Origin of the sequence: Streptomyces xanthii (assembly GCF_014621695.1) — a bacterium.
GTDB classification, from domain to species: Bacteria; Actinomycetota; Actinomycetes; order Streptomycetales; family Streptomycetaceae; genus Streptomyces; species Streptomyces xanthii.
The window spans coordinates 616204-636486 of sequence record NZ_CP061281.1; the positions used below are offsets into that span (position 1 = coordinate 616204).

Genomic DNA, 20283 nt, shown 5'->3' on the forward strand with positions numbered 1-20283 from the left:
AACGACCCTAGCGACCTGGTACGGATCCATGGTCCGGTGCCAGGACCAGATCGAAGGCCATGCTCGTCCAGGCGCCCCGGCGTCGTGATCCGTCCGGTGCCGTGCCGTCGTCGTGGTGGGCGGCCTCGACGACGAGGCTGTCCCTGACGCCGAACACGGCGTCCCGGGCCAGATGGGGGTCGCCGGCCACGAACAGGTGGGTGACCAGGGTGCGGAAGCCGGGGGCGGCGGCCTTGAAGTGCAGGTGGGCCGGGCGCATGGGGCCGCGGCCGCAGGCGGTCAGGAGGTCGCCGGCCGGGCCGTCGTGCGGGATCGGGTAGGGCGTCGGCAGCACGGTCCAGAACCGGTAGCCGCCGTCCGCGTCCGTGCGCAGCCGCCCGCGCCCCGCACAGCGCTCGCCGGGGTACTGGACGTCGTACAGGCCGTCCTCGTCGGCGCCCCAGACGTCCAGCAGCGCTCCGCCGACCGGGCTGCCGTCCGTGGAGCGGACCCGGCCCGACACATGGCACGGGGTGCCGGGAGCTCCCTGGGCGAGGTCGCCTCCGAGGGGGATCTCGGGGGCGCCGTCGACGAAGAACGGTCCGAGCACCGTCGCCTCGGTCGCTCCCGGGGCGTCCGGCGCGTCGAGGGCGGCGGTCAGCGTGGACAGGCCGAGGACGTCGGACAGGAGGACGAACTCCTGACGGCGGTCGTCGGTGAGGTGGCCGGCGCGGGTGAGGAAGTCGATCCCCGCCTCCCACTCCCCCTCGGTGAGCCGGACCTCGCGGGCGAAGGCGTGCAGGTGCCCGATCAGGCTCCGCACGATCGCGCGCAGCCGTGGGTCGGCGGTGGCGCTGAAGGCCGCGAGGACCTCGTCGGTGATCGCCTGCTCCCGTTCGGCCGCGTTCTCGTGCGCGCTGTTCATGCGTCGGTCCCCCTCGACGGTGCCGTTCCTGTCCATGCCGCGTGCAGGAGCCCGGCGAGGTTCTCCGCCGTGACCGTGCGCGGGTTGTCGGCGGGGGCGAGGGCGAGGATGTCGCCGAGGACGGTGTCCAGATCGCCTTCCGCGAGGCCGAGTTCGCGCAGTCCCGCGGGCACGCCGAGTTCCGTGGCGAGGTCGTGGAGTCCGGCCGCCGGGTCGGTCCTGCCGAGCGCGGCGGCGACGCGGGCCACGGCTTCGGGGGCGTCCGCGGCGTTGAAGGCCACCACGTGCGGGAGCACGATCGCGTGGGTCTGCGCGTGCGGCAGGTCGAAGGCGCCGCCGAGGACATGGCAGATCTTGTGGTGGAGGCCGGATCCGGCGCCGGCGAAGGCCGACCCGGCGAGGTAGGCGCCCAGCAGCAGGGACGTACGGGCGTCAGCGCCGGCGAGGTCGGCGGCGAGCCCGGGCAGTCCGGCCGCGAGGTGCCGGATGCCGTCCTCGGCGACGGCGCCGGACACCGGGTTGCGCCCGGGGGCCCAGAACGCCTCGACGCAGTGGGCCATGGCGTTGAGGCCGCTGGCCGCCGACAGCGCGGCCGGCAGGCCGAGGGTGAGCTCGGGGTCGTAGACGACGGTCCGGGGCAGCACGCGGCGGTCCGTGCCGGTGGTCTTGCGGGTGCCCTGGGTGAGGCCCCACACCGGGGTGACCTCGGAGCCCGCGTAGGTGGTGGGAACGGCCACGATCGGCAGCCCTGTGGTCAGGGCGACGGCCTTGGCGGTGCCCGTCGTGGATCCGCCGCCCACGCACAGCACCAGATCGGCGCCGGCGGCCGCCGAGCGGGCCCGCTCGGCGGTCTCGACGGGGACGTGCGGGCGGACCTCGGTGAACGCGGCCATGACCCGGTCGGCGAAGGGGGCGCACAGGTCACGCGCCGGTCCGGTCGCGGAACCTCCGGCGACGAGCAGGATCCGGCGCGCGCCGAAGGCGTCGACCTCGTCTCCCAGGCTCCGGCGGGCGGCGCCCGGGCCGAACACGATCCGCCCGGGCAGGGCGTCGTAGGTGAACGTGTGCATCACGCCTCCTGGGCACGGCGATGGACCTGCGGGCGGCCGGCGCCGCGGGGGGCACCGCCGCCCTCCCATACTCTCCACCGTCCCGCCCGCGCCGCCCCACGACGCGCGCGGCCCCGACAACTCGTCGCGCCCTGTGGGGGATTGCACGACGCCCTGTCCGTTGTGACCCGGCTCACCACACCGCCACACTGACGCATCCGCAAGCGCACCACGTTCTCACCTACGGATTTCGCAGTGGCAGCCCCCAGAGAGGGATGAAAATGCCCGAAACAGCGGCGAACGGCGCACACCAGAATCCTCCGGTCCAACGGCTGAAAGCCAACTCGGTCGGGCTCGTCGGGGTGGTCTTCATGGCCGTCGCCACGGCTGCCCCGATCACCGCGATGACCGGCAACCTTCCCATCGCCGTCGGCTTCGGCAACGGCACGGGAGCGCCCGCCGGCTATCTCTTCGCGACGCTCGTCCTGACGGTGTTCTCCGTCGGCTACGTCGCCATGGCCAAGCGCATCACCGCCGCGGGCGCCTTCTACGGGTACATCTCGCACGGCCTGGGCCGGATCGCCGGGATGGCGTCCGGGATGCTCGCCGTGCTGGCGTACGTCGTGTTCGAGGCGTCGATCGTCGGCGTCTTCTCCTACTTCGCGCAGACGACGGTCCACGACCAGCTCGGCTGGGACGTCCCCTGGATCGTCTACGCCGCGGCCATGCTGCTGGTCACCGCGGCCCTGTCGTACTTCGACATCAACCTCACGGCCAAGGCGCTCGGCGTCATGCTCATCGCCGAGATCGCGGTGCTGTTCGCGGTCGCCACGGCGGTTCTCGTCCAGGGCGGCGGTCCCGACGGCATCCCGGTCGAGCCCATCAATCCCAAGAACGCCTTCACGGGCACCTCCGCGGGTCTCGGACTGTTCTTCGCCTTCTGGTCGTGGGTCGGCTTCGAGTCGACGGCGATGTACGGCGAGGAGTCCCGCGACCCCAAGCGCGTCGTGCCGCGCGCCACCCTCGTCTCGGTGGTCGGCGTCGGCATCTTCTACATCTACGTGTCCTGGATGACGATCGCCGGCAACGGCCTGTCGGGGGCGGTGAAGGTGTCCTCGAGCACGAGCCCGCTGGATCTCTTCTTCAACCCCGCGCACAGCTTCATCGGGGCGTGGGCCGTCGACGCGTTCCAATGGCTGCTGATCACCGGGTCGTTCGCGTGCGGCATGGCCTTCCACCAGTGCGCCTCGCGGTATCTCTACGCGATCGGCCGCGAGGGCTTCCTGCATCCCGCCCTGGGCCGCACCCACCACCGGCACGGCTCCCCGTACCTCGCCTCGTTCACGCAGTCGGTCATCGCGGTGGCGATCGTCGCCGCGTTCTGGCTCACCGGCCAGGACCCGTATCTGCACCTCTACACGCTGCTCGCCATCCTCGGCACGATGGCCATCCTCATCGTGCAGACGCTCTGCTCGTTCGCCGTGATCGGCTACTTCCGGCGCAACCACCCCGAGGACCGGCACTGGTTCCGCACGTTCCTGGCCCCGCTCCTCGGCGGCGTCGGCATGATCGCGGTCGTGGTGCTGCTCGTCCTGAACATGGAGACGGCCGCGGGCTCGGCGGCCGACTCACTGTTCTTCAAGGCGATCCCGTGGATCGTCGGCCTCGTCTTCTGCGGCGGCCTGGGCCTCGGCCTCTACCTCAGGTCCCGGCGTCCGGACCGCTACGAGGTGATCGGCCGCATCGTGCTCGAGGACGCCAAGGAGCGGGAGGAGGACGTGCGGACGACCGCGATCGTGTGAGCGACGCGGACCCAGCCGGCACCGCCAGTCGAGAGGGAGTACGCACCATGGCCCGTACGCATCTGATGCACGCCCTGCGCCACCTCACCGCCGAGCACCACGCCGCCGCGCAACTGGGTGTCCCTGTGGCCGAGTTCCGCGAGCGGAACGCGACCCGCCGTACCGTCCTGAAGGCCGCCGCGGCCACCGGCGTGGCCGCGGCCGCGCTGCCCGCCCCGAGAGCGAGAGCGGCCACGTCCGCCGCCGCTCCACGGATCGCCGTCGTCGGCGCGGGCATCGCGGGCCTGACCGCCGCCCTCACCCTCCAGGACGCGGGCCTGGGCTGCACCGTGTACGAGGCGCACCCGGACCGGGTCGGGGGCCGGATGTACTCGCAGCGCGCGCACTGGGCGTACGGGCAGACGTCCGAGATCGGCGGCGAGCTGATCGACACCAGCCACAAGAAGATGCAGGAACTGTGCCGCCGCTTCAACCTGCCCCTGGAGGACTTCCTCGGCGGCGGGCCGAACGGCGCCGAGGAGATCCTCTGGTTCAACGGCGCCTACTACCCCCGGGCGCAGGCCGATGAGGACTTCAAGGCGGTGTACCAGGCCCTGCACCAGGACCTGCAGAACTCGGGCGAGGTCTACTGGAACCAGACCACGCCCACCGGGACGGCCCTGGACAACATGTCGCTGTACGAGTGGATCGACTCCCGGGTGCCCGGCGGTCACGCGTCGCCGCTCGGCCGGTGGTTCGACGTCGCGTACAACGTCGAGTACGGCGCCGACACCACCAACCAATCAGCCCTGGCTCTGGTCCTCCTGATGGGCTATCAGACCAATCCCGGCAACTTCAACATCTGGGGCCTGTCCAACGAGCGCTACCACGTCGTCGGCGGCAACGACCAGTTGCCGCGCGCCGTCGCCGCCGCGCTGCCCGCCGGGACGGTCCGGCACGGCTGGTCCCTGACCGCGGTCGCGGCGAACACGAACGGCACGCAGACCCTCACCTTCACCGATTCCGGCACCACGCGCACGGTCACCGCAGACCACACGATCCTGTGCGTGCCCCTGCCCGTGCTCCAGCGGCTCGACCTGTCCCGGGCCGGCTTCGACAGCCGGATGACGAGCCTGCTGCGCGACGCCCGCATGGGCCACTGCAGCAAGCTCAACCTCCAGTTCGGCAGCCGCCCCTGGCGGGGCACCGGCGCCTGGCCGGGCGTCTCGGCCGGGGACTGCTTCACGGACGCCGACTTCCAGCAGACCTGGGACACCACCAAGGTCCAGCCGGGCACGGGCGGCATCCTCATCCAGTACGGCGGAGGTTCCCTGGCCGCGTCCCTCGATCCGGCCACCCCGTTCGCCTTCGAGGACGACCCGTACGTCCGCGACCTGGCGGCCCGTCATCTGACCCAGATCGACAAGGTCTTCCCCGGCACCCGGGCGGCCTGGACGGGCCGGGCCCAGCTCTCCGCCTGGCACAAGAACCCGTACGCCCTGGGCGCCTACTCGTACTGGCCCGTCGGCTACCTCCACCGCTACGCGGGCTACGAGGCAGTGGCCCAGGGCCGCGTCCACATCGGGGGCGAGCACTGTTCGTACGACTTCCAGGGCTTCATGGAGGGCGGCGCGACCGAGGGGGCGCGGGCGGCCGGGGAGGTGATCACGGCGGTGCGCTGACGTCACCGCGACCGGTGCTCCCGCCCCGGACCCGCCAGGCGGCCTGGCCGATCGCCAGGATGCCGCGGGCCGGGAGGGGGACGTCGCCGATGCGGGGGTTGTGGTCCAGGCGGGCCGGGCGGCCCAGGTCCGTGCCGTCGAGGACGGCGCGGGCCTCGTCGACGTAATACATGCGCCCCGGCATGAGGGTGCCGACGTGCCCGCTCGGCATCGTCCCCCGCATCTGCAACCGGCCGAGCCCGAGGGCCAGGGCCAGCTGTTCCCGGCAGCGCACCAGGGCTCGCGGGCGCCAGCTCGCCGGAGGCAGGGCCGCCCCGACGGCGTTCAGCGCGGTGAGCACCGGGGTGGAGCGGGCGGTGAGGGTCCACTCCAGGGCGGGCGCGTCCATCGTGACGTGCAGCGAGGCCGGGCCCGTCCAGGCGATGCGGATGGCGGCCCTGCCGGTGTGCTCGCAGGCCGGGCCGTAGTACCTCGGGCAGGCGGTGTCGAGACGCGGTCCGTCGACGTAGATGGACCACCGGCCGTCGGGGGTGCCGTGCCACACGGTCCGGTACGGGCCGAACGAGCTCTCCGGGAAGACGCGCAGCGCGAGGACGTGCCCGGAGTCGAAGGGCAGCCCGAACACACCCCACCCTTTGGCGTACTCGTGCCCCGGCCAGGGCGGCACCCCCTGGGACACCTGCGGACCGGACAGCCGCGCCGCCAGATCGATCATGCCGCCCACCTCACTCGGGACGGTGCGCATTCATACGTCCAGGATGCCACCGCCAGGTGCGGGTCACGGGCACCCCGGTCGGCCTCACCCGGCGCCGACGACGGCGCCGACCAGCCACGACGTGCTGCGCAGCCGGACCGTGCCGTCCTTCGTCTCGTGGGCGCGCAGATGGTTCGTGAGGGTGTGCCGCGCGGCCTCCTGGGCGGCGGGGGCGGCCTGCTGCATGAGGTGGCGGCCGGGGCCCGTGCCGAGCAGGAAGTCCGCCGCGTCCTCGGCTCCGTGGCCCCAGATTCCGTACGCCTCCGTCCTGGTGAGGGTGATTCCGGTGAGGCCGGCGGAGGCGAGGAGGTCGCGGACGCGGTCGGGGTCGGCGAGGGAGAACATGCCGGGTTCGCCCGGGCGGCCGAAGTCGCCGACGGGCAGGAGGTCGCGCAGGGTCGCCATCGCGGTCACCCACTCGTTGAGCGCGGCGTCGGCGGGGCAGACGAAGGCGAGGCGTCCGCCGGGGCGCAGCGCCCGGGCCACGTTGGCGAAGGCGGCCACCGGGTCGGCGAAGAACATCACGCCGTAGCGGCTGATCGCGCTGTCGAAGGAGCCCGGTTCGAAGGGGTGGGTCTGCGCGTCGCCCTGCGCGAAGCGGACGTTGGTGACGCCTTCCCGTTCGGCGCTCGCGCGGGCCTCGGCCAGCATCGGCCCGGAGAGGTCGAGGCCGAGCGCGTGCCCCTGGGGTGCCCGGAGCGCGGCGAGGCGTGTGGTGCGGCCGCCGCCGCAGCCGATGTCGAGGGTGCGGCCGTCGGTGGCGATCTCGGCGGCGTCGAGGAGTGGCTCGTCGAAGCCTCCGTTCACTGCGTTCCAGCGGTCCTGGTGCCGGGCCCAGTGGACGCCTTCCGGGCCGTTCCATGCCTGTGCCTGCTCGGTGTTGACGATGTCGCGCACGGGTGCCTCCTGTGGTGAGCCACGAAGAATGGGCGTGTGCCCAAACAGTATGGGCAGATGCCCAAACTGACAATCACGGCTACGCTCGGAGGTCGGGACGCCCCGCGCCGACAGCGAGGGGCGGCAGGGGCGGAGCGGAAGAGAGGGCCATGTCACCGCGCGGAGTGGCGACACCGGACGTGCGCGAGCGGCTGTTCGCGGCGGCGGAGTGCGTCGTGGAGAGTCAGGGGCCGGGGGCGCTCACCAGCCGGGCCGTCACGACGGAGGCGGGGTGCGCGAAGGGCCTGCTGCACGCGCACTTCGCGGGGTTCGACGCGTTCGTGGCCGAGCTGTGCCTCGACCGGTTCGCGCGGACGGCGGCGCGGGCGCGGGAACTGCCGGAGTCCGTCGGCCGGGGTACGCCGGCCGGGAACCTGGAGGCCGTCACCCTGGCGCTGTTCGACGCCGGCGGTCCCGGCATCTCGGGCCTGGTCATGACCCGGCCCGCCGCCGCGCTCCTGGTCCGCGAGGCGCTCGAGGCCGGGGCGCCCGGCTACGCGACGATGCAGCAGGCCGTCACCGCGTACCTGAAGGCCGAGCAGGGCGCAGGGCGGGTCGCGGGCACCGTCGACGCGGACTCCGTGGCCCTCGCGATCGTCGGTACGGCCCACCATCTGCTGATGACGAGCTGGCCCGGTTCGCCCGACCCGCGGCCCGCCGTGCAGCGCCTCGTCCGGGCGCTGGTGGGAGGCTAGCCGGGAAGGACCGGAACACGGAGCGGAGGCGCGGGATGCACGAGCGGAGGTCCGACCGATGAGGAGCCTGGCCTATCTGCCCGATTCCGGTGCGGTGCCTCCATGGCTGCGTGTCCTGTTCGGCGTGGTCGTCCTCGGTCTTCTGGCGGCCCGGCTCTGGCTGTTCTGGCGCCGCAGGAAGTGACCGGGCCCGCGGGCAGCCTCAGATCAGCGCCCGGATGGCCCGCTCGAAGTTGTCGACGTGCTCGGCCGCGAGGGCGGACGCCTTCGCCGCGTCCCCCTCGATGACCGCCTGGAGCATCTGCTCGTGCTCGTGCACATGCTGGTCGAGGCCTTCGAGGCGGTCGATGAACAGGCACCAGATGCGGGTGGCGAGGTTGTCGTAGCCGATGAGCGTGGCCTCGAGGTACGGGTTGTGGGTGACCGCGTAGACGGCACGGTGCACGGCCATGTCGAGGCGCAGCAGCTCGGTCTCGGCGCCGGGCTCCCCCGACGCGGATTCGAGGCGGGTGAGGTACGCGGCGAGCCGTTCGCGGTCGGTGGCGGTGGCGCGGCGTGCGGCCATCGACGCGGCCAGCGGTTCGAGCTGCTGGCGCACCTCGGAGATGTGGCTCAGGTCGGCGATCTGGACCTCGGTGGCGAAGGTGCCGCGGCGCGGGTACGAGACGATGAGCCGCTCGGTCTCCAGTCGCTTCAGGGCCTCGCGCACGGGGGTCCGGCCGAGGCCCAGCTCCTCGGCGAGGCGGCCGTCGTGGACCGGCGCGCCGGGTCGGATCCGCAGGGTGACCAGGCGGTCGGTGATGGTCCGGTACGCCTGCTCGGCGAGTGTCGGACCGTGCGGCTGCTCCTGCGTCACGGCTCCGGAGGCCATGCGAATCTCCTTCGGTGTGCCCCGCTTCCGGGGGGACGACTGTAGCGCAGAACCGTCTTGATATATCAGTCCGCGGACAGCTGCTCCCGCACCATTGACGGCCCGCACCGGCGCTGGTTAGCGTTCTCGCGTCTCTGATATATCAGTGTGTCGCATGCTGGCTTTCAAGGAGTCCTCATGACCCCCGGCGACGTCCTGCCCGACCACCCCGAATTCCTGTGGCGCAACGCCGACCCGAAGCCCTCGTACGACGTGGTGATCGTCGGCGGCGGCGGGCACGGCCTGGCCACCGCCTACTACCTCGCCAAGAACCACGGCATCACGAACATCGCGGTCCTGGAGAAGGGGTGGCTGGCCGGCGGGAACATGGCCCGCAACACCACGATCATCCGCTCCAACTACCTGTGGGACGAGAGCTCCGGCATCTACGAGCACTCGCTCAAGCTGTGGGAGACGCTGGAGGAGGATCTCGACTACCCGATCCTGTTCAGCCAGCGCGGCGTCCTCAATCTCGCGCACAACCTCCAGGACGTGCGCGACAGCAAGCGGCGCGTGTACGCGAACCAGCTCAACGGCATCGATGCCGAGTGGCTGGAGCCGAACGAGGTCGCGAAGGTCTGCCCGATCGTCAACATCAGCCCCGACGTGCGCTATCCCGTGCACGGCGCGACCTACCAGCCGCGCGCGGGCATCGCCAAGCACGACTACGTGGCCTGGGGGTTCGCCCGGCGCGCGGACGCGTACGGCATCGACCTCATCCAGAACTGCGAGGTCACCGGCATCGAGGTGAGCGGCGGCCGGGTCACCGGGGTGAACACGACGCGCGGCCGGATCGCCGCCGGGAAGGTCGCGCTCGCCGCCGCGGGGCACACCTCGGTGCTCGCCGCCATGGTCGGCCTGCGCCTCCCCCTGCAGAGCCACCCGCTCCAGGCCCTCGTCTCCGAGCTCCTGGAACCCGTGCACCCCACCGTCGTGATGTCCAACGCGGTGCACGTGTACGTCTCGCAGGCGCACAAGGGCGAGCTGGTGATGGGCGCCGGCATCGACAGCTACAACGGGTACGGGCAGCGCGGCGCCTTCCACATCATCGAGCGGCAGATGGCGGCCGCCCTGGAGCTGTTCCCCGTCTTCGCGCGCGCCCACATGCTGCGCACCTGGGGCGGCATCGTCGACACCACGCCCGACGCCTCCCCCATCGTCGGCCTCACCCCCGTCGAGGACCTGTACCTCAACTGCGGCTGGGGAACGGGCGGTTTCAAGGCGACGACCGGTGTCGGCTGGGCCTACGCCCACACGATCGCCACCGGGGAGCCGCACCCCACGAACGCGCCTTTCACGCTCGACCGGTTCACGACCGGCGCCCTCGTCGACGAGCACGGCGCCGCCGCCGTCGCGCACTGAGACCCTCCCGAGGAGACAGCCATGCAGCTCATCCCCTGTCCCTGGTGCGGACCGCGCGAGGAGACCGAGTTCCACTACGGCGGCCAGGCCCATGTCGCCCACCCCGAGGACCCCTTCGCGCTCGACGACGAGGAGTGGGCCGGGTACGTCTTCTTCCGCGACAACCCGAAGGGCCCCTTCGCGGAGCGCTGGGCGCACACCGCCGGGTGCCGCCGCTGGTTCAACGCTGTGCGCGACACGGTGAGTTACGAGTTCCTGAACGTGTACGCCACCGGCTCCCCGAGCCCGCTCGCCGCGACGCCGCGCGAGGACCAGGAGGCCACCGCATGAGCACCGAGTTCCGGACCGGGTCCGCGTACGGCCGCGTCGACCGCTCCACCACCCTCCGTTTCACGTTCGACGGCAAGGCCTGCACCGGGCACCCGGGCGACACGCTCGCCTCCGCGCTCCTGGCCAACGGCGTCCACCACGTGGCGACCAGCATCAAGTACGGCCGCCCGCGCGGCATCATGGCCGCCGGCGTCGAGGAGCCCAACGCGCTGGTGCAGATCGAGGCGCCGTTCCCCGAGCCCATGCTCACCGCCACCACCGTCGAGCTGTACGAGGGACTGGCCGCCCGGGGTCTCGGCGGCCAGGGCCGGCTCGCCGCCACGCCCGACCCGGCCCGCTACGACACCAAGCACCTGCACGCGGAGCTGCTGATCGTGGGCGCCGGACCGGCCGGGCTCGCCGCCGCGCTCGCCGCGACCGGCACCGGCGTCCGGGTCGTCCTCCTGGACAGCGCCCCCGAGTTCGGCGGCAGCCTGCTCGGCACCCGGGAGACGATCGACGGCCGACCGGCCCAGGAGTGGGTGGACGCCGCGACCGCGCGCCTGGCCGCCGACCCGGACGTGACGCTCCTGACCCGCACCACCGCGATCGGCCATTACGACGACAACCTCGTGCTGGCCCTGGAGAAGCGCACCGACCACCTGGGTGCGGCCGCCCCGGCCGGCAAGGCCCGCCAGCGCGTGTGGCGGATCCGCGCCCGGCAGGTCGTACACGCGACCGGCGCCACCGAGCGCCCCGTCGCCTTCGACGACAACGACCGTCCCGGCATCATGCTGGCCTCCGCGGCCCGCACCTACCTGCACCGGTACGGCGTCCTCCCCGGCCGCCGGGTCACCGTGTTCACCACCAACGACAGCGCCTACGACGCCGCGCTCGACCTGTCCGACGCGGGCGTCGAGGTGGCGGCCGTGATCGACGCGCGCCCGGCCGTGCCCGAGCGGCTCGCGGCCGCCTGCGCCGAGCGCGGCGTCCCCGTGCACGCCGGGCACGTCGTGACCGGGACCAGCGGTATCGCGCGGATCTCGCGCGTCCACGTGGCCGAACGGGACGGGGCGGTCGCGCGCCGGCGCGGCATCGACTGCGACGTACTGCTCGTCTCCGGCGGCTGGAACCCGTCGGTGGCGCTGTTCAGCCAGGCACGCGGGAAGCTCCGCTACGACACGGCGCTCTCCACGTTCGTGCCCGCCGCCGCCCTGTCCACCGTGCGGACCGCGGGGGCGGCGGACGGTCTGCGGACGCTCGGCGAGTGCCTGGCCGGCGGGATCTCCGCGACGGCCGCGGCCCTGGACGCGCTCGGCGTCGCCGTCCCGCCCGTCGGAGTACCCGCGGCGGCGGCCGAACTGCCGCACCCCGCACTGGAGTTGTGGCGGGTGCCGAGCCCGCAGGAAGGCGCGGACGGCTCCGCGCAGTTCGTCGACCTCCAGCGGGACGCGCTCGTCAGCGACGTGTTCCGGGCGACGGGCGCGGGCCTGCGCTCGGTCGAGCACGTCAAGCGCTACACGACCATCGGCACCGCCCACGACCAGGGCCGCACCTCGGGCGTCCTCACGTCCGGCATCGTCGCCGAGGCCCTCGGCACGAGCGTGGCCGAGCTCGGCCCCACCAGCTTCCGGCCCCCGGTGCAGCCGGTCGCGTTCGCGGCGTTCGCCGGGCGCAACCGGGGCGAGCTCTTCGACCCGGTCCGGGTGACCGCGCTGCACGCCTGGCACGTGGACCACGGCGCCCTGTTCGAGGACGTCGGCCAGTGGAAGCGGCCCTGGTACTACCCGCTCCCGGGCGAGGACATGGACGAGGCCGTGCTGCGCGAGTGCCGTGCGGCCCGCACCGGCGTCGCCATGATGGACGGCTCCACGCTCGGCAAGATCAGCGTGCAGGGGCCGGACGCCGGGATCCTCCTCGACCGGCTCTACACGAACATGATGAGCAACCTGAAGCCCGGCCGGATCCGGTACGGCGTGATGTGCGGCGTCGACGGCATGGCGCTGGATGACGGCACCGTGATCCGGGTCTCGGAGAGCGAGTTCCTCGTCACGACCACGACCGGCAACGCCGCCAAGGTCCTGGAGTGGATGGAGGAATGGCTCCAGACCGAGTGGCCCGAGCTGCGCGTCCACCTCACGTCCGTGACCGAGCACTGGGCCACGATCCCCCTGGTCGGCCCGCGCTCCCGCGAGGTCCTCGCCGCCGTCGCCGGCGACGGCCTGGACGTGTCCAACGAGGCGTTCCCGTTCATGAGCTGGCGCGACACGGTCGTCGCGGGCGTCGAGGCACGGGTGTGCCGGATCAGCTTCTCCGGCGAACTCGCCTACGAGGTCAACGTGCCCGCCTGGTACGCCACGACGGTCTGGCAGGCGCTGTACGACGCCGGGCAGCCGCTCGGCATCACCCCGTACGGCACGGAGACCATGCACGTGCTGCGCGCCGAGAAGGCGTACCCGATCATCGGGCAGGACACCGACGGCACCGTCACGCCGCAGGACCTCGGCATGAACTGGGTGATCTCCAAGAAGAAGAAGGACTTCGTCGGCAAGCGCTCCTTCGACCGGGCCGAGAACCGGCGGACCGACCGCAAGCAGCTCGTCGCGCTGCTGCCGGCCGACGAGCACACCCTGCTCCCCGAGGGCGCGCAGATCATCGCCACCGAGACGGTGCCCGCACCGCCGGTGCCGATGCTGGGCCACGTCACCTCCAGCTACCGCAGCGACGCCCTCCGGCGCACCTTCGCCCTCGCGCTGCTGCGCTCCGGCACCGAGCGCATCGGCGAGACCCTCTACGTCCCGCTGGACGGACGCACCGTCGCGGTGACCGTCGCCGAACCCGTGCTCTACGACAAGGAAGGGGCCCGCCGTGACGGCTGACACCTCAGCACGCCCTGCCCGCATCAGCCCGCTCGCCGGGTGGAACCCGTCCCTGCCGCCGGGGCTGAGCATCCGTGAGCTGCCCTTCCTCACCCAGCTCACCCTGCGCGCCGAGCCCGGCACGCCCGCCGCCGGGGCCGTGGAGCGGTACCTCGGGTACACGCTGCCGGGCCCGAACACGGCGCGGCTCGGCGCCGGTGTCGAGGCGCTGTGGCTCGGCCCCGACGAGTGGCTGCTCGTGGCGGACCCCGACCGTGCCGGGGAACTGGTGGCGGGGCTGCGGGCCGCGGTCGGCGACGCGTTCGCCACGGTCACCGACACCTCCGCGCAGCGCACCGTGCTGAGCCTGTCCGGCGCGCTGCTCCCCGATGTCCTGGCGCACGGCTGCGCCCTGGACCTCGCCCCGCGCAGCGCACCCGAGGGCTCCTGTCACACCACGCTCCTCGCGCAGGCCGGGGTCACGCTCGTGGTGCGCGAGCAGGGTCCGGCGGGGCCGCGCGAGGTCCGGCTGCTCGTCCGGTCCTCCTTCGCCGGGTACCTCGCCGCGTGGCTGACCGACGCGTGCGCCGAGTACCAGGAGGACACCGAGCCCGTCGCGTACGCCGAGGAGAGGTGAGCCGGCCGTGCCCCAGCCCTTCATCCTGACCCTGAACTGCCCCGAGCGTCCCGGCATCGTGCACGCCGTCACGGCGTTCCTCGCCGGCCGGGGCTGTGACATCACCGAGCACCAGCAGTTCGACGACAGCGACCACGGAGTCGTCTTCCTGCGCACCGGTTTCACCGCCCCCGACGGGGCCACGCTCGACGACCTCCAGGAGGGCTTCGCCGCCACCGCCGAGGCGTACGCGATGGAGTGGCGGCTACGGGACGCCGGCGCCGCGCCGCGGCTGCTGGTCATGGTGTCGAAGTTCGACCACTGCCTCGCCGACCTGCTGTACCGCTGGCGCAGCGGAACCCTCGACGGCGACATCGCCCTCGTCGTCTCCAACCATCCGGACCTGCGCGCCCAGGTGGAGCAGGCCGGGATCCCCTTCGTGCACGTCCCCGTCACCCGTGACACCAAGCCCGAGGCCGAGGAGCGGCTGCTGCGCCTGGTCGAGGAGCACGCCGTCGACCTCGTCGTCCTGGCCCGCTACATGCAGATCCTCTCCGACGAGCTGTGCAAGGCCCTGGAGGGGCGGGCCATCAACATCCACCACTCGTTCCTGCCGAGCTTCGCCGGTGCCAAGCCGTACCACCAGGCCCACCGGCGCGGCGTCAAACTGGTCGGCGCCACCGCCCACTACGTGACCGCCGACCTGGACGAGGGCCCGATCATCGAGCAGGAGGTGATCCGCGTCGACCACCGCAAGAGCGCGGACGAACTCGTACGGGTCGGCCGCGACGCGGAACGCCTCGCCCTGGCCCGCGCGGTGAACTGGCACTGCCAGAGCCGCGTCCTGCTCCACGGCAACCGCACGGTCGTCTTCGACTGAGGTCCGCGCGGCAGCGCCCGCGCCGGGAGCGGCGTCCTCAGGGAACGAGGGCGTCCCACTCGGCGCGGGTCGGGCCGTCGTGGCCCGGGGTGAAGTCCGGGTGGGCCGCCAGCCAGGCGGTGACGTGCCGCTCCACCTCGTCGGTCCCGTAGGCCTCGTCGGCCTGCTTCAGGAGGTGCCGCACCTGGGCCCGGGCCCGCATGACGACGGGGTCGTCGAAGGCGCAGGCGCCCCGGGCGGCGGCCCGCCGGTCCGGGGGCGGCGCGGCCACGGCGAGGCGTTCCTCGTCGTTGCGGTCCGACTTCACCTGTGTGTCGAACCAGGGGCGCAGGGTCTCGGTCGCCCACGCGTGGTAGCCGGTGGGGTCCGCGGCGATCTCGTCGGCGTGGGCGGCGAGGTGCTGGGCCGCGCGCAGGCCGAGGGCCACGCCGTGCCCGAAGGTGGGATTGGTGTGGATCAGGCTGTCCCCGACGTTGACCAGGCCCGTGACCACTGGCCCGTCCCCGTCGGCGAGGGCGGTCCAGCGGTTGTCCAGGCCCGCCATGGGCAGGACGGCCGAGCGCGGTTCGGGTTCCAGGTCCAGCCAGGCGGCGATCGCCGGGAACCGCCGGGCGACGGCCTCGAACACGGCGGGGTCGGTGAGCGCGGCGCGGCTGGGGTCGCTCGTGGAGAGCACGAGGCTCGCCGCGAACGTGCCGTTGTCGGAAGGGAAGACGCCGCCCAGGGCGAACGGCGCGGCCGAGCCGGTCTTCACCCGCCCCGGGTCGCCGGGGCCGTCGGCGCGCAGGCTGTACCAGCGGCACAGGTACGCGATCCCGGCGCGGTGGCTCTCGACCACGGGCGGGCGGCAGCCGGCCCCGGTCAGCCACCCGGGCACCGGTGAGCGGCGCCCGGACGCGTCGACCACGAGGTCCGCCGCGTGGGTCTCGGCGCCCACCCGCACGCCCGTGACCCGGGGCGGACTGCCTTCGCGGAACACGAGGCCGTCGACCCGGCCGCCCTGCCGGACCTCGACGCCGGGCTCCCGGCGCACGGCCGCCGCCAGCGCGGCCTCCAGCACGATGCGGCGGGTGCGCAGGGTGATCAGGTCCTCGTCGCCTTCGCGGCGCGGGGGATGCTCGTCGAACCAGTCGAAGTCGTGGTACTCCCGGGCCCCGCGCGCCAGCAGGTCCGCGTACACGTCCGGGGCCTCGGCCCGCAGCACGGTGCGTACGGGGGCGAGCAGGGAGTGGGGCTGATCGGCCTGCGGGACGCGGGGCCGGTCCCAGTGGAAGAAGTCCTCGTCCGGGTCGTCCCCGGCCTGCCGTGCGTCCTGCTCGAACACCGTGACCGGATGGCCCCGCCGCCCCAGCATGAGGGCCGTACCCAGCCCACTGATCCCGCCGCCTGTCACCGCAACCCGCGCCACCCAGCTCCCCTTCGCGTCGTGTTGCGGAACGAGCCTACTGGTCAGAAAGGGGTCCGCACGACCAACTCCTCGCCCTCGCCGCTCGGTTCCTCGAACTTGGCCAGGTAGCTGCGGAACAGCGCCTCGTCGACGGTGACGGAATCGGCGCTCGGCTCCCTCGCGTACGTGGTCTTGCCCGAGCCGGGCGGATCTGCGGGGTCGAGCCTGCGTGCGGGGAACAGGCCGGACGGCCGACACTGTTGCCACCACTTGGACGACCACATGTTTCCGCTGGAGGACTTCTCATGACTGACCGGCCCCTGACGTTCATGGCCGTGCACGCCCACCCCGACGACGAGGCCACCGGGACCGGAGGGGTTCTCGCGCGGTACGCGGCGGAGGGCATCCGCACGGTGCTGGTGACGTGTACCGACGGCGCCTGCGGCGACGGACCCGGAGGCGTCAAGCCGGGCGATCCCGGGCACGATCCGGCCGCCGTCGCCCGGATGCGCCGTGAGGAGCTCCGGGCCAGCTGTGACGTTCTGAAGGTCAGCGACCTGGAGACGCTGGACTACGCCGACTCCGGGATGATGGGCTGGCCCAGCAACGACACCCCCGACTCCTTCTGGAGGACCCCCGTCGAGGTGGGCGCCGCCCGGCTCGCGGAGCTCATGCGCGCCTACCGGCCCGACGTCGTCGTCACGTACGACGAGAACGGCTTCTACGGGCACCCCGACCACATCCAGGCCCACCGCATCACGATGGCGGCGCTCGAACTGACCGACCTGTCGCCGAAGGTGTACTGGACGACCGCGCCCCGCTCGATGATGGGCCGGTTCGGGGAGATCATGCGCGAGTTCCACGAGGACATGCCGGAGCCGGACCCCGCCGAGGCCGCCGCGATGGCCGAAATCGGTCTGCCGGACGACGAGATCACCACGTGGGTGGACACCACCGCGTTCAGCGGCCAGAAGTTCGACGCGCTGGCCGCGCACGCCAGTCAGGGCGAGAACATCTTCTTCCTCCGGATGGGCAAGGAGAGGTTCGGAGAGCTGATGGGCGTGGAGACCTTCGTACGGGTCGACGACGGCCGCGTCGCGGGCGAGCGCGAGGACGACCTGTTCGCCGGGCTGCGCTGAACCGCTCAACCCGCGGGCGGCGTGAAGAAGTTGACGAGGTTGCCGTCGGGGTCGCGGAACAGGAGTGACCGGTTGCCCCAGGGCATGGTCGTGGGCTCGGTCACGAAGTCGGTGACGCATCCGGTCAGGTTCTGGTGGACGCGGTCCACGTCGTCCACGCGGAATTCGGTGATCACGCTCTCGTTCGCCGCCGGGCGCGCGGAGCCCGGGGCGAACAGCGGGACGGTGCGGGTGCCGGCGATCGCGAGGGTGGCCCCGCCGGTCCTGAGCTCGGCGAAGTCCTCCGTGGCCCAGGTCGCCTCCACTCCTGTGGCCCGTTCGTAGAAGGCGACGAGGCGTGCCACGTCGCCGGTGATGATGCGGATCGAGACGAAGTCCATGGGTATCTCCTGGGCCGTGAGGGCGGGACGCATCGCAGGCTAGGCGGGATAGGGGACAGAATCGGTCCTCTATTCGCGCTAGCTTGGGGCCATGTCCCGACCCACCGGCCGCGTGCTGACCCTGCTGGAGCTGTTGCAGTCGGGCGGCACGCGCACCGTGGCCGAGCTCGCCGAGCGGCTCGGCGTCGAAGGGCGCACCGTGCGGCGCTACGTCGACCAGTTGCTCGACCTGGACGTGCCCGTGGAGTCGGTGCGCGGCCGCTACGGCGGGTACCGGCTCTCCCCCGGCTACCGGCTGCCGCCCCTCATGTTCGGGGACGACGAGGCGCTGGCCGTGCTGCTCGGCCTGCTCGCCGGACGCCGGTCGGCGCTCACGGCGGCGCAGCGCACGGCGAACGAGACGGCGTCGGCGAAGATCCGGCGCGTGCTGCCCCGCCATCTCGCCGCCCGCCTGGACGCGCTGGCGGACGCGCTGCATTTCACGGAGCGGCCCGGGGAGCCCGACACTCCGGACGCCGCGGTCCTGCTGTCCGTCGCGGACGCCGTGCGCCACCGCCGCCCGCTGTCGATCCGCTACACCGACCGCGCGGACCGGCGCACCGAACGGACCCTGCACGCCTACGGGATCGTCGCCCACGCGGGGCGCTGGTACGTCACCGGCAAGGACGAGGGTCTCGGCGAGGACCGCACCTTCCGGCTCGACCGCATCACTGACCCCCGGGTCCTCCCCGGCTCGTTCGCACCGCCGCCGGACGGACCGGACCCGGCCCGGCGCGTCCTGTCGGGCTTCGCCTCGGCCGCGTACGAGCACGAGGTGGTCCTGCGGATCCACGGCACGGAGGAGCAGATCCGCGCGCGCCTCCCTGTCAGCGTCGCGCACGTGGAGGAGTACGACCGGGCCGAGGCGGACGGAGCCGAGCGGTGGTTCCGTGTCGAGGTCCACGTCGAGCGGCTCGACTGGCTCCCCGGCGTCCTGGCCACCCTGGACCGACCGTTCGCCGTCGAGCGGCCCGAGGAACTGCGGGAGGCGGTCGTCGCCCTGGCGCACCGTCTCGCGGCCTCCGCCCGCCGGGTCTGACCGCGAGCGGCTCCCGCGGCGCGGTACCGTCACCGCGGGCGGGGAGAGTTGCGCGAGGGGGCGTACATGCACGGTGAGGTTCAGCTGATCAGTGACGGCGAGGGGCTCGCGGTCATCGGGGAGCCGGGCGCGGTGGAGCGTTTCCTCGTCGCCGAGGGGCTGCCGTCGAGGGAACTCGGGCGGCGTCGGCTCGGCGAGGCGCTCGGGAGCGCGGCCGGGATCGCGCAGGCCGGTTCCGACATGGCGGCCGGCTCGGGGCGCTGGGTGAAGCTGACGAAGGAGTCCGCGCAGGCCATCGAGAAGTACGGGCTGCGCGAGAACGCCGCGTCGGGGCTGAAGACGGGCGTGCTGAAGGGGGACGGCGGGCGGATCAAGGGGTTCGTCGAGTTCGCGAAGGGCGGCGTGGGGCCGCTGCGGGCGAACCCGGCGCGGCTCGCCAACGCGGCCGCGCTCATGGCGCAGTTGGCGATGCAGACGGCCATGGACGAGATCAGCGACTATCTCGCCACGATCGACGAGAAGGTCGACGACGTGCTCCGCGCGCAGGACGACGCGGCGGTCGCGGGCATGGGCGGCGTGGACCTCGTGATCGAGGAGGCCATGGCGATCCGGGAGCAGGTGGAGCGGGTCTCCGAGGTCACCTGGTCGAAGGTGCAGGGCACGGCGGCGACGATCGCGCAGACCCAGGTGTACGCGTTGCGCCGGCTCGACGCGCTCGCGGAGAAGCTGGAGCGCACGTCCAAGGTCGGCGACCTGGCGAAGGCGTCCAAGGAGGTCGAGCCCCGGGTCCGCGAGTGGCTCGCGGTGCTGGCGCACTGTTTCCGGCTCCAGGACGCGCTGGCCGTGCTCGAACTCGACCGGGTCCTGGACACGGCCCCGCAGGAGCTGGACCGGCACCGGCTCGGGGTCCGTACGGCCCGGCGGAACCGGATGGAGCTCATCTCGCGGAGCACCGAGCGGCTGATGGCCCGGATGCACGCGGCGGCCGGCACGGCCAACGCGAAGGTGCTGCTGCACCCGACCACGTCACGGGACGTGGTGCAGGCCCGCAACGAGGTCGAGGGCGCGGTCGTCGACTTCCACGGGCGGCTCGGGATCGAGCGCGACCGGGAGTCGCTGGAGGCGCGGCGCTGGAAGGAGGCGGCCGCGGAGGTGCGGGACAGGGCGCTGGAGAGGGGCGCCGAGAACGTGGACGCCGCCCGGCGCCTGGGCACGGAGACCCTCGGCCGGGCCCGCTCCGCGACCGGCCGGCTCTCCACCGGAATCACCGAACGAGCGCTGCGGCGCCGCGGGGGCGGCACCGAGCGGGACAGCGGCGAAGAGGCCTGAGCGAGCGGAGTTCGCGCGGAGGGCTGGATGTAGCGCGGCGCCGCGCGGATTCACCCCGCGCCCCTGAAGCTGCGCGCAGCGCATGCCTTCAGGGGCGCGGGGAACTGCGCGACCAGCCCCCACGGCGGGAGAGCCGAATCCACGGACCACCCGCCGGACCACCGAAGAGGCCGCGCGCAGCGCACGCCCTCAGGGGCGCGGGGAACTGGGCGACCAGCCCCCACGCCGGGAGAG

At 72.9% G+C, this 20283-nt stretch carries 20 protein-coding genes; 12 read left to right on the top strand and 8 right to left on the bottom strand.

What is annotated here, in order from left to right:
* Positions 1-7: 7 nt before the first annotated feature.
* On the bottom strand, positions 8-904 hold the full coding sequence (locus IAG42_RS02970) for a dioxygenase family protein (RefSeq protein WP_188335438.1): 897 nt from the start codon (positions 902-904) through the stop codon (positions 8-10).
* Positions 901-1974, bottom strand: a complete 1074-nt coding sequence (locus IAG42_RS02975) for a maleylacetate reductase (RefSeq protein ID WP_188335439.1) — start codon at positions 1972-1974, stop codon at positions 901-903. The genes IAG42_RS02970 and IAG42_RS02975 overlap by 4 nt, the downstream gene beginning before the upstream one ends.
* A gap of 254 nt (positions 1975-2228) precedes the next feature.
* On the opposite strand from IAG42_RS02975, the gene IAG42_RS02980 reads away from it, so the two are divergent.
* Both IAG42_RS02980 and IAG42_RS02985 read left to right on the top strand, forming a co-directional pair.
* A complete protein-coding gene (locus IAG42_RS02980) occupies positions 2229-3755 on the top strand; it encodes an APC family permease (protein ID WP_394811182.1) in 1527 nt (508 codons plus the stop codon).
* 47 nt (positions 3756-3802) lie between these two features.
* The gene (locus IAG42_RS02985) at positions 3803-5416 is read left to right on the top strand and encodes a flavin monoamine oxidase family protein (protein WP_188335441.1); all 1614 of its coding nucleotides are present in this window, start codon (positions 3803-3805) and stop codon (positions 5414-5416) included.
* On the opposite strand, the gene IAG42_RS02990 is transcribed toward IAG42_RS02985, so the two are convergent.
* Both IAG42_RS02990 and IAG42_RS02995 read right to left on the bottom strand, forming a co-directional pair.
* Positions 5400-6131, bottom strand: coding sequence for a hypothetical protein (locus IAG42_RS02990; protein WP_223205831.1), 732 nt, complete (start codon positions 6129-6131; stop codon positions 5400-5402). The genes IAG42_RS02985 and IAG42_RS02990 overlap by 17 nt on opposite strands.
* Positions 6132-6215: 84 nt before the next feature.
* Positions 6216-7067, bottom strand: coding sequence for a class I SAM-dependent methyltransferase (locus IAG42_RS02995; RefSeq protein WP_188335442.1), 852 nt, complete (start codon positions 7065-7067; stop codon positions 6216-6218).
* Positions 7068-7216: 149 nt separating this feature from the next.
* Between IAG42_RS02995 and IAG42_RS03000 the strand changes: the two genes are divergently transcribed.
* The gene (locus IAG42_RS03000) at positions 7217-7801 is read left to right on the top strand and encodes a TetR/AcrR family transcriptional regulator (RefSeq protein ID WP_188335443.1); all 585 of its coding nucleotides are present in this window, start codon (positions 7217-7219) and stop codon (positions 7799-7801) included.
* A gap of 58 nt (positions 7802-7859) precedes the next feature.
* A complete protein-coding gene (locus IAG42_RS38300; protein ID WP_262928302.1) occupies positions 7860-7985 on the top strand; it encodes a hypothetical protein in 126 nt (41 codons plus the stop codon).
* An 18-nt stretch (positions 7986-8003) separates the two neighbouring features.
* Here IAG42_RS38300 and IAG42_RS03005 read toward each other — a convergent pair whose 3' ends face one another.
* Entirely contained in the window at positions 8004-8672 is a 669-nt protein-coding gene (locus IAG42_RS03005) for a GntR family transcriptional regulator (protein ID WP_188335444.1), read from the bottom strand.
* A gap of 177 nt (positions 8673-8849) precedes the next feature.
* Here IAG42_RS03005 and IAG42_RS03010 point away from each other — a divergent pair, with 177 nt between their 5' ends.
* Genes IAG42_RS03010 through purU form a run of 5 tightly spaced genes read left to right on the top strand, consistent with a single transcriptional unit; the run spans position 8850 to position 14736 of the window.
* Entirely contained in the window at positions 8850-10073 is a 1224-nt protein-coding gene (locus IAG42_RS03010) for a sarcosine oxidase subunit beta family protein (protein ID WP_188335445.1), read from the top strand.
* A gap of 21 nt (positions 10074-10094) precedes the next feature.
* Positions 10095-10403 carry a sarcosine oxidase subunit delta gene (locus IAG42_RS38540; RefSeq protein ID WP_188335446.1) on the top strand — a complete coding sequence of 103 codons (309 nt, stop codon included), beginning with the start codon at positions 10095-10097 and terminating at the stop codon, positions 10401-10403.
* Positions 10400-13261 (top strand): 2Fe-2S iron-sulfur cluster-binding protein, encoded by a 2862-nt coding sequence (locus tag IAG42_RS03020; RefSeq protein ID WP_188335447.1) that lies wholly within the window; start codon positions 10400-10402, stop codon positions 13259-13261. Before IAG42_RS38540 ends, IAG42_RS03020 begins: the two co-directional genes overlap by 4 nt.
* Entirely contained in the window at positions 13251-13877 is a 627-nt protein-coding gene (locus tag IAG42_RS03025; RefSeq protein WP_188335448.1) for a sarcosine oxidase subunit gamma, read from the top strand. Before IAG42_RS03020 ends, IAG42_RS03025 begins: the two co-directional genes overlap by 11 nt.
* A 7-nt stretch (positions 13878-13884) precedes the next feature.
* Positions 13885-14736: a formyltetrahydrofolate deformylase gene (gene purU / locus IAG42_RS03030; RefSeq protein WP_188335449.1), complete on the top strand. Its 852-nt coding sequence runs from the start codon at positions 13885-13887 to the stop codon at positions 14734-14736.
* Between the two features lie 37 nt (positions 14737-14773).
* Here the strand turns inward: purU and IAG42_RS03035 are convergent, their stop codons facing one another.
* The gene (locus IAG42_RS03035) at positions 14774-16090 is read right to left on the bottom strand and encodes an NAD(P)/FAD-dependent oxidoreductase (RefSeq protein WP_223205832.1); all 1317 of its coding nucleotides are present in this window, start codon (positions 16088-16090) and stop codon (positions 14774-14776) included.
* A gap of 95 nt (positions 16091-16185) precedes the next feature.
* The gene (locus IAG42_RS03040; RefSeq protein WP_188335451.1) at positions 16186-16407 is read right to left on the bottom strand and encodes an ATP-binding protein; all 222 of its coding nucleotides are present in this window, start codon (positions 16405-16407) and stop codon (positions 16186-16188) included.
* A 21-nt stretch (positions 16408-16428) separates the two neighbouring features.
* On the opposite strand from IAG42_RS03040, the gene IAG42_RS03045 reads away from it, so the two are divergent.
* Positions 16429-17262: a PIG-L family deacetylase gene (locus IAG42_RS03045; RefSeq protein WP_188335452.1), complete on the top strand. Its 834-nt coding sequence runs from the start codon at positions 16429-16431 to the stop codon at positions 17260-17262.
* Positions 17263-17267: 5 nt separating this feature from the next.
* Here the strand turns inward: IAG42_RS03045 and IAG42_RS03050 are convergent, their stop codons facing one another.
* The gene (locus IAG42_RS03050; protein WP_188335453.1) at positions 17268-17642 is read right to left on the bottom strand and encodes a VOC family protein; all 375 of its coding nucleotides are present in this window, start codon (positions 17640-17642) and stop codon (positions 17268-17270) included.
* Positions 17643-17733: 91 nt separating this feature from the next.
* Between IAG42_RS03050 and IAG42_RS03055 the strand changes: the two genes are divergently transcribed.
* Together IAG42_RS03055 and IAG42_RS03060 are read left to right on the top strand one after the other, a co-directional pair.
* Complete coding sequence (locus IAG42_RS03055; protein WP_188335454.1) at positions 17734-18720, top strand: helix-turn-helix transcriptional regulator; 987 nt, start codon at positions 17734-17736, stop codon at positions 18718-18720.
* Between the two features lie 66 nt (positions 18721-18786).
* A complete protein-coding gene (locus IAG42_RS03060; protein ID WP_188335455.1) occupies positions 18787-20049 on the top strand; it encodes a hypothetical protein in 1263 nt (420 codons plus the stop codon).
* Positions 20050-20283 lie beyond the last annotated feature (234 nt).

Coding starts and splice junctions, on each gene's coding strand:
- IAG42_RS02970 (WP_188335438.1), bottom strand. CDS start 904: ATGAACAGCGCGCACGAGAACGCGGCCGAACGGGAGCAGGCGATCACC.
- IAG42_RS02975 (WP_188335439.1), bottom strand. CDS start 1,974: ATGCACACGTTCACCTACGACGCCCTGCCCGGGCGGATCGTGTTCGGC.
- IAG42_RS02980 (WP_394811182.1), top strand. CDS start 2,229: ATGAAAATGCCCGAAACAGCGGCGAACGGCGCACACCAGAATCCTCCG.
- IAG42_RS02985 (WP_188335441.1), top strand. CDS start 3,803: ATGGCCCGTACGCATCTGATGCACGCCCTGCGCCACCTCACCGCCGAG.
- IAG42_RS02990 (WP_223205831.1), bottom strand. CDS start 6,131: ATGATCGATCTGGCGGCGCGGCTGTCCGGTCCGCAGGTGTCCCAGGGG.
- IAG42_RS03000 (WP_188335443.1), top strand. CDS start 7,217: ATGTCACCGCGCGGAGTGGCGACACCGGACGTGCGCGAGCGGCTGTTC.
- IAG42_RS38300 (WP_262928302.1), top strand. CDS start 7,860: ATGAGGAGCCTGGCCTATCTGCCCGATTCCGGTGCGGTGCCTCCATGG.
- IAG42_RS03005 (WP_188335444.1), bottom strand. CDS start 8,672: ATGGCCTCCGGAGCCGTGACGCAGGAGCAGCCGCACGGTCCGACACTC.
- IAG42_RS03010 (WP_188335445.1), top strand. CDS start 8,850: ATGACCCCCGGCGACGTCCTGCCCGACCACCCCGAATTCCTGTGGCGC.
- IAG42_RS38540 (WP_188335446.1), top strand. CDS start 10,095: ATGCAGCTCATCCCCTGTCCCTGGTGCGGACCGCGCGAGGAGACCGAG.
- IAG42_RS03020 (WP_188335447.1), top strand. CDS start 10,400: ATGAGCACCGAGTTCCGGACCGGGTCCGCGTACGGCCGCGTCGACCGC.
- IAG42_RS03035 (WP_223205832.1), bottom strand. CDS start 16,090: ATGCTGGGGCGGCGGGGCCATCCGGTCACGGTGTTCGAGCAGGACGCA.
- IAG42_RS03040 (WP_188335451.1), bottom strand. CDS start 16,407: ATGTGGTCGTCCAAGTGGTGGCAACAGTGTCGGCCGTCCGGCCTGTTC.
- IAG42_RS03045 (WP_188335452.1), top strand. CDS start 16,429: ATGACTGACCGGCCCCTGACGTTCATGGCCGTGCACGCCCACCCCGAC.
- IAG42_RS03050 (WP_188335453.1), bottom strand. CDS start 17,642: ATGGACTTCGTCTCGATCCGCATCATCACCGGCGACGTGGCACGCCTC.
- IAG42_RS03055 (WP_188335454.1), top strand. CDS start 17,734: ATGTCCCGACCCACCGGCCGCGTGCTGACCCTGCTGGAGCTGTTGCAG.
- IAG42_RS03060 (WP_188335455.1), top strand. CDS start 18,787: ATGCACGGTGAGGTTCAGCTGATCAGTGACGGCGAGGGGCTCGCGGTC.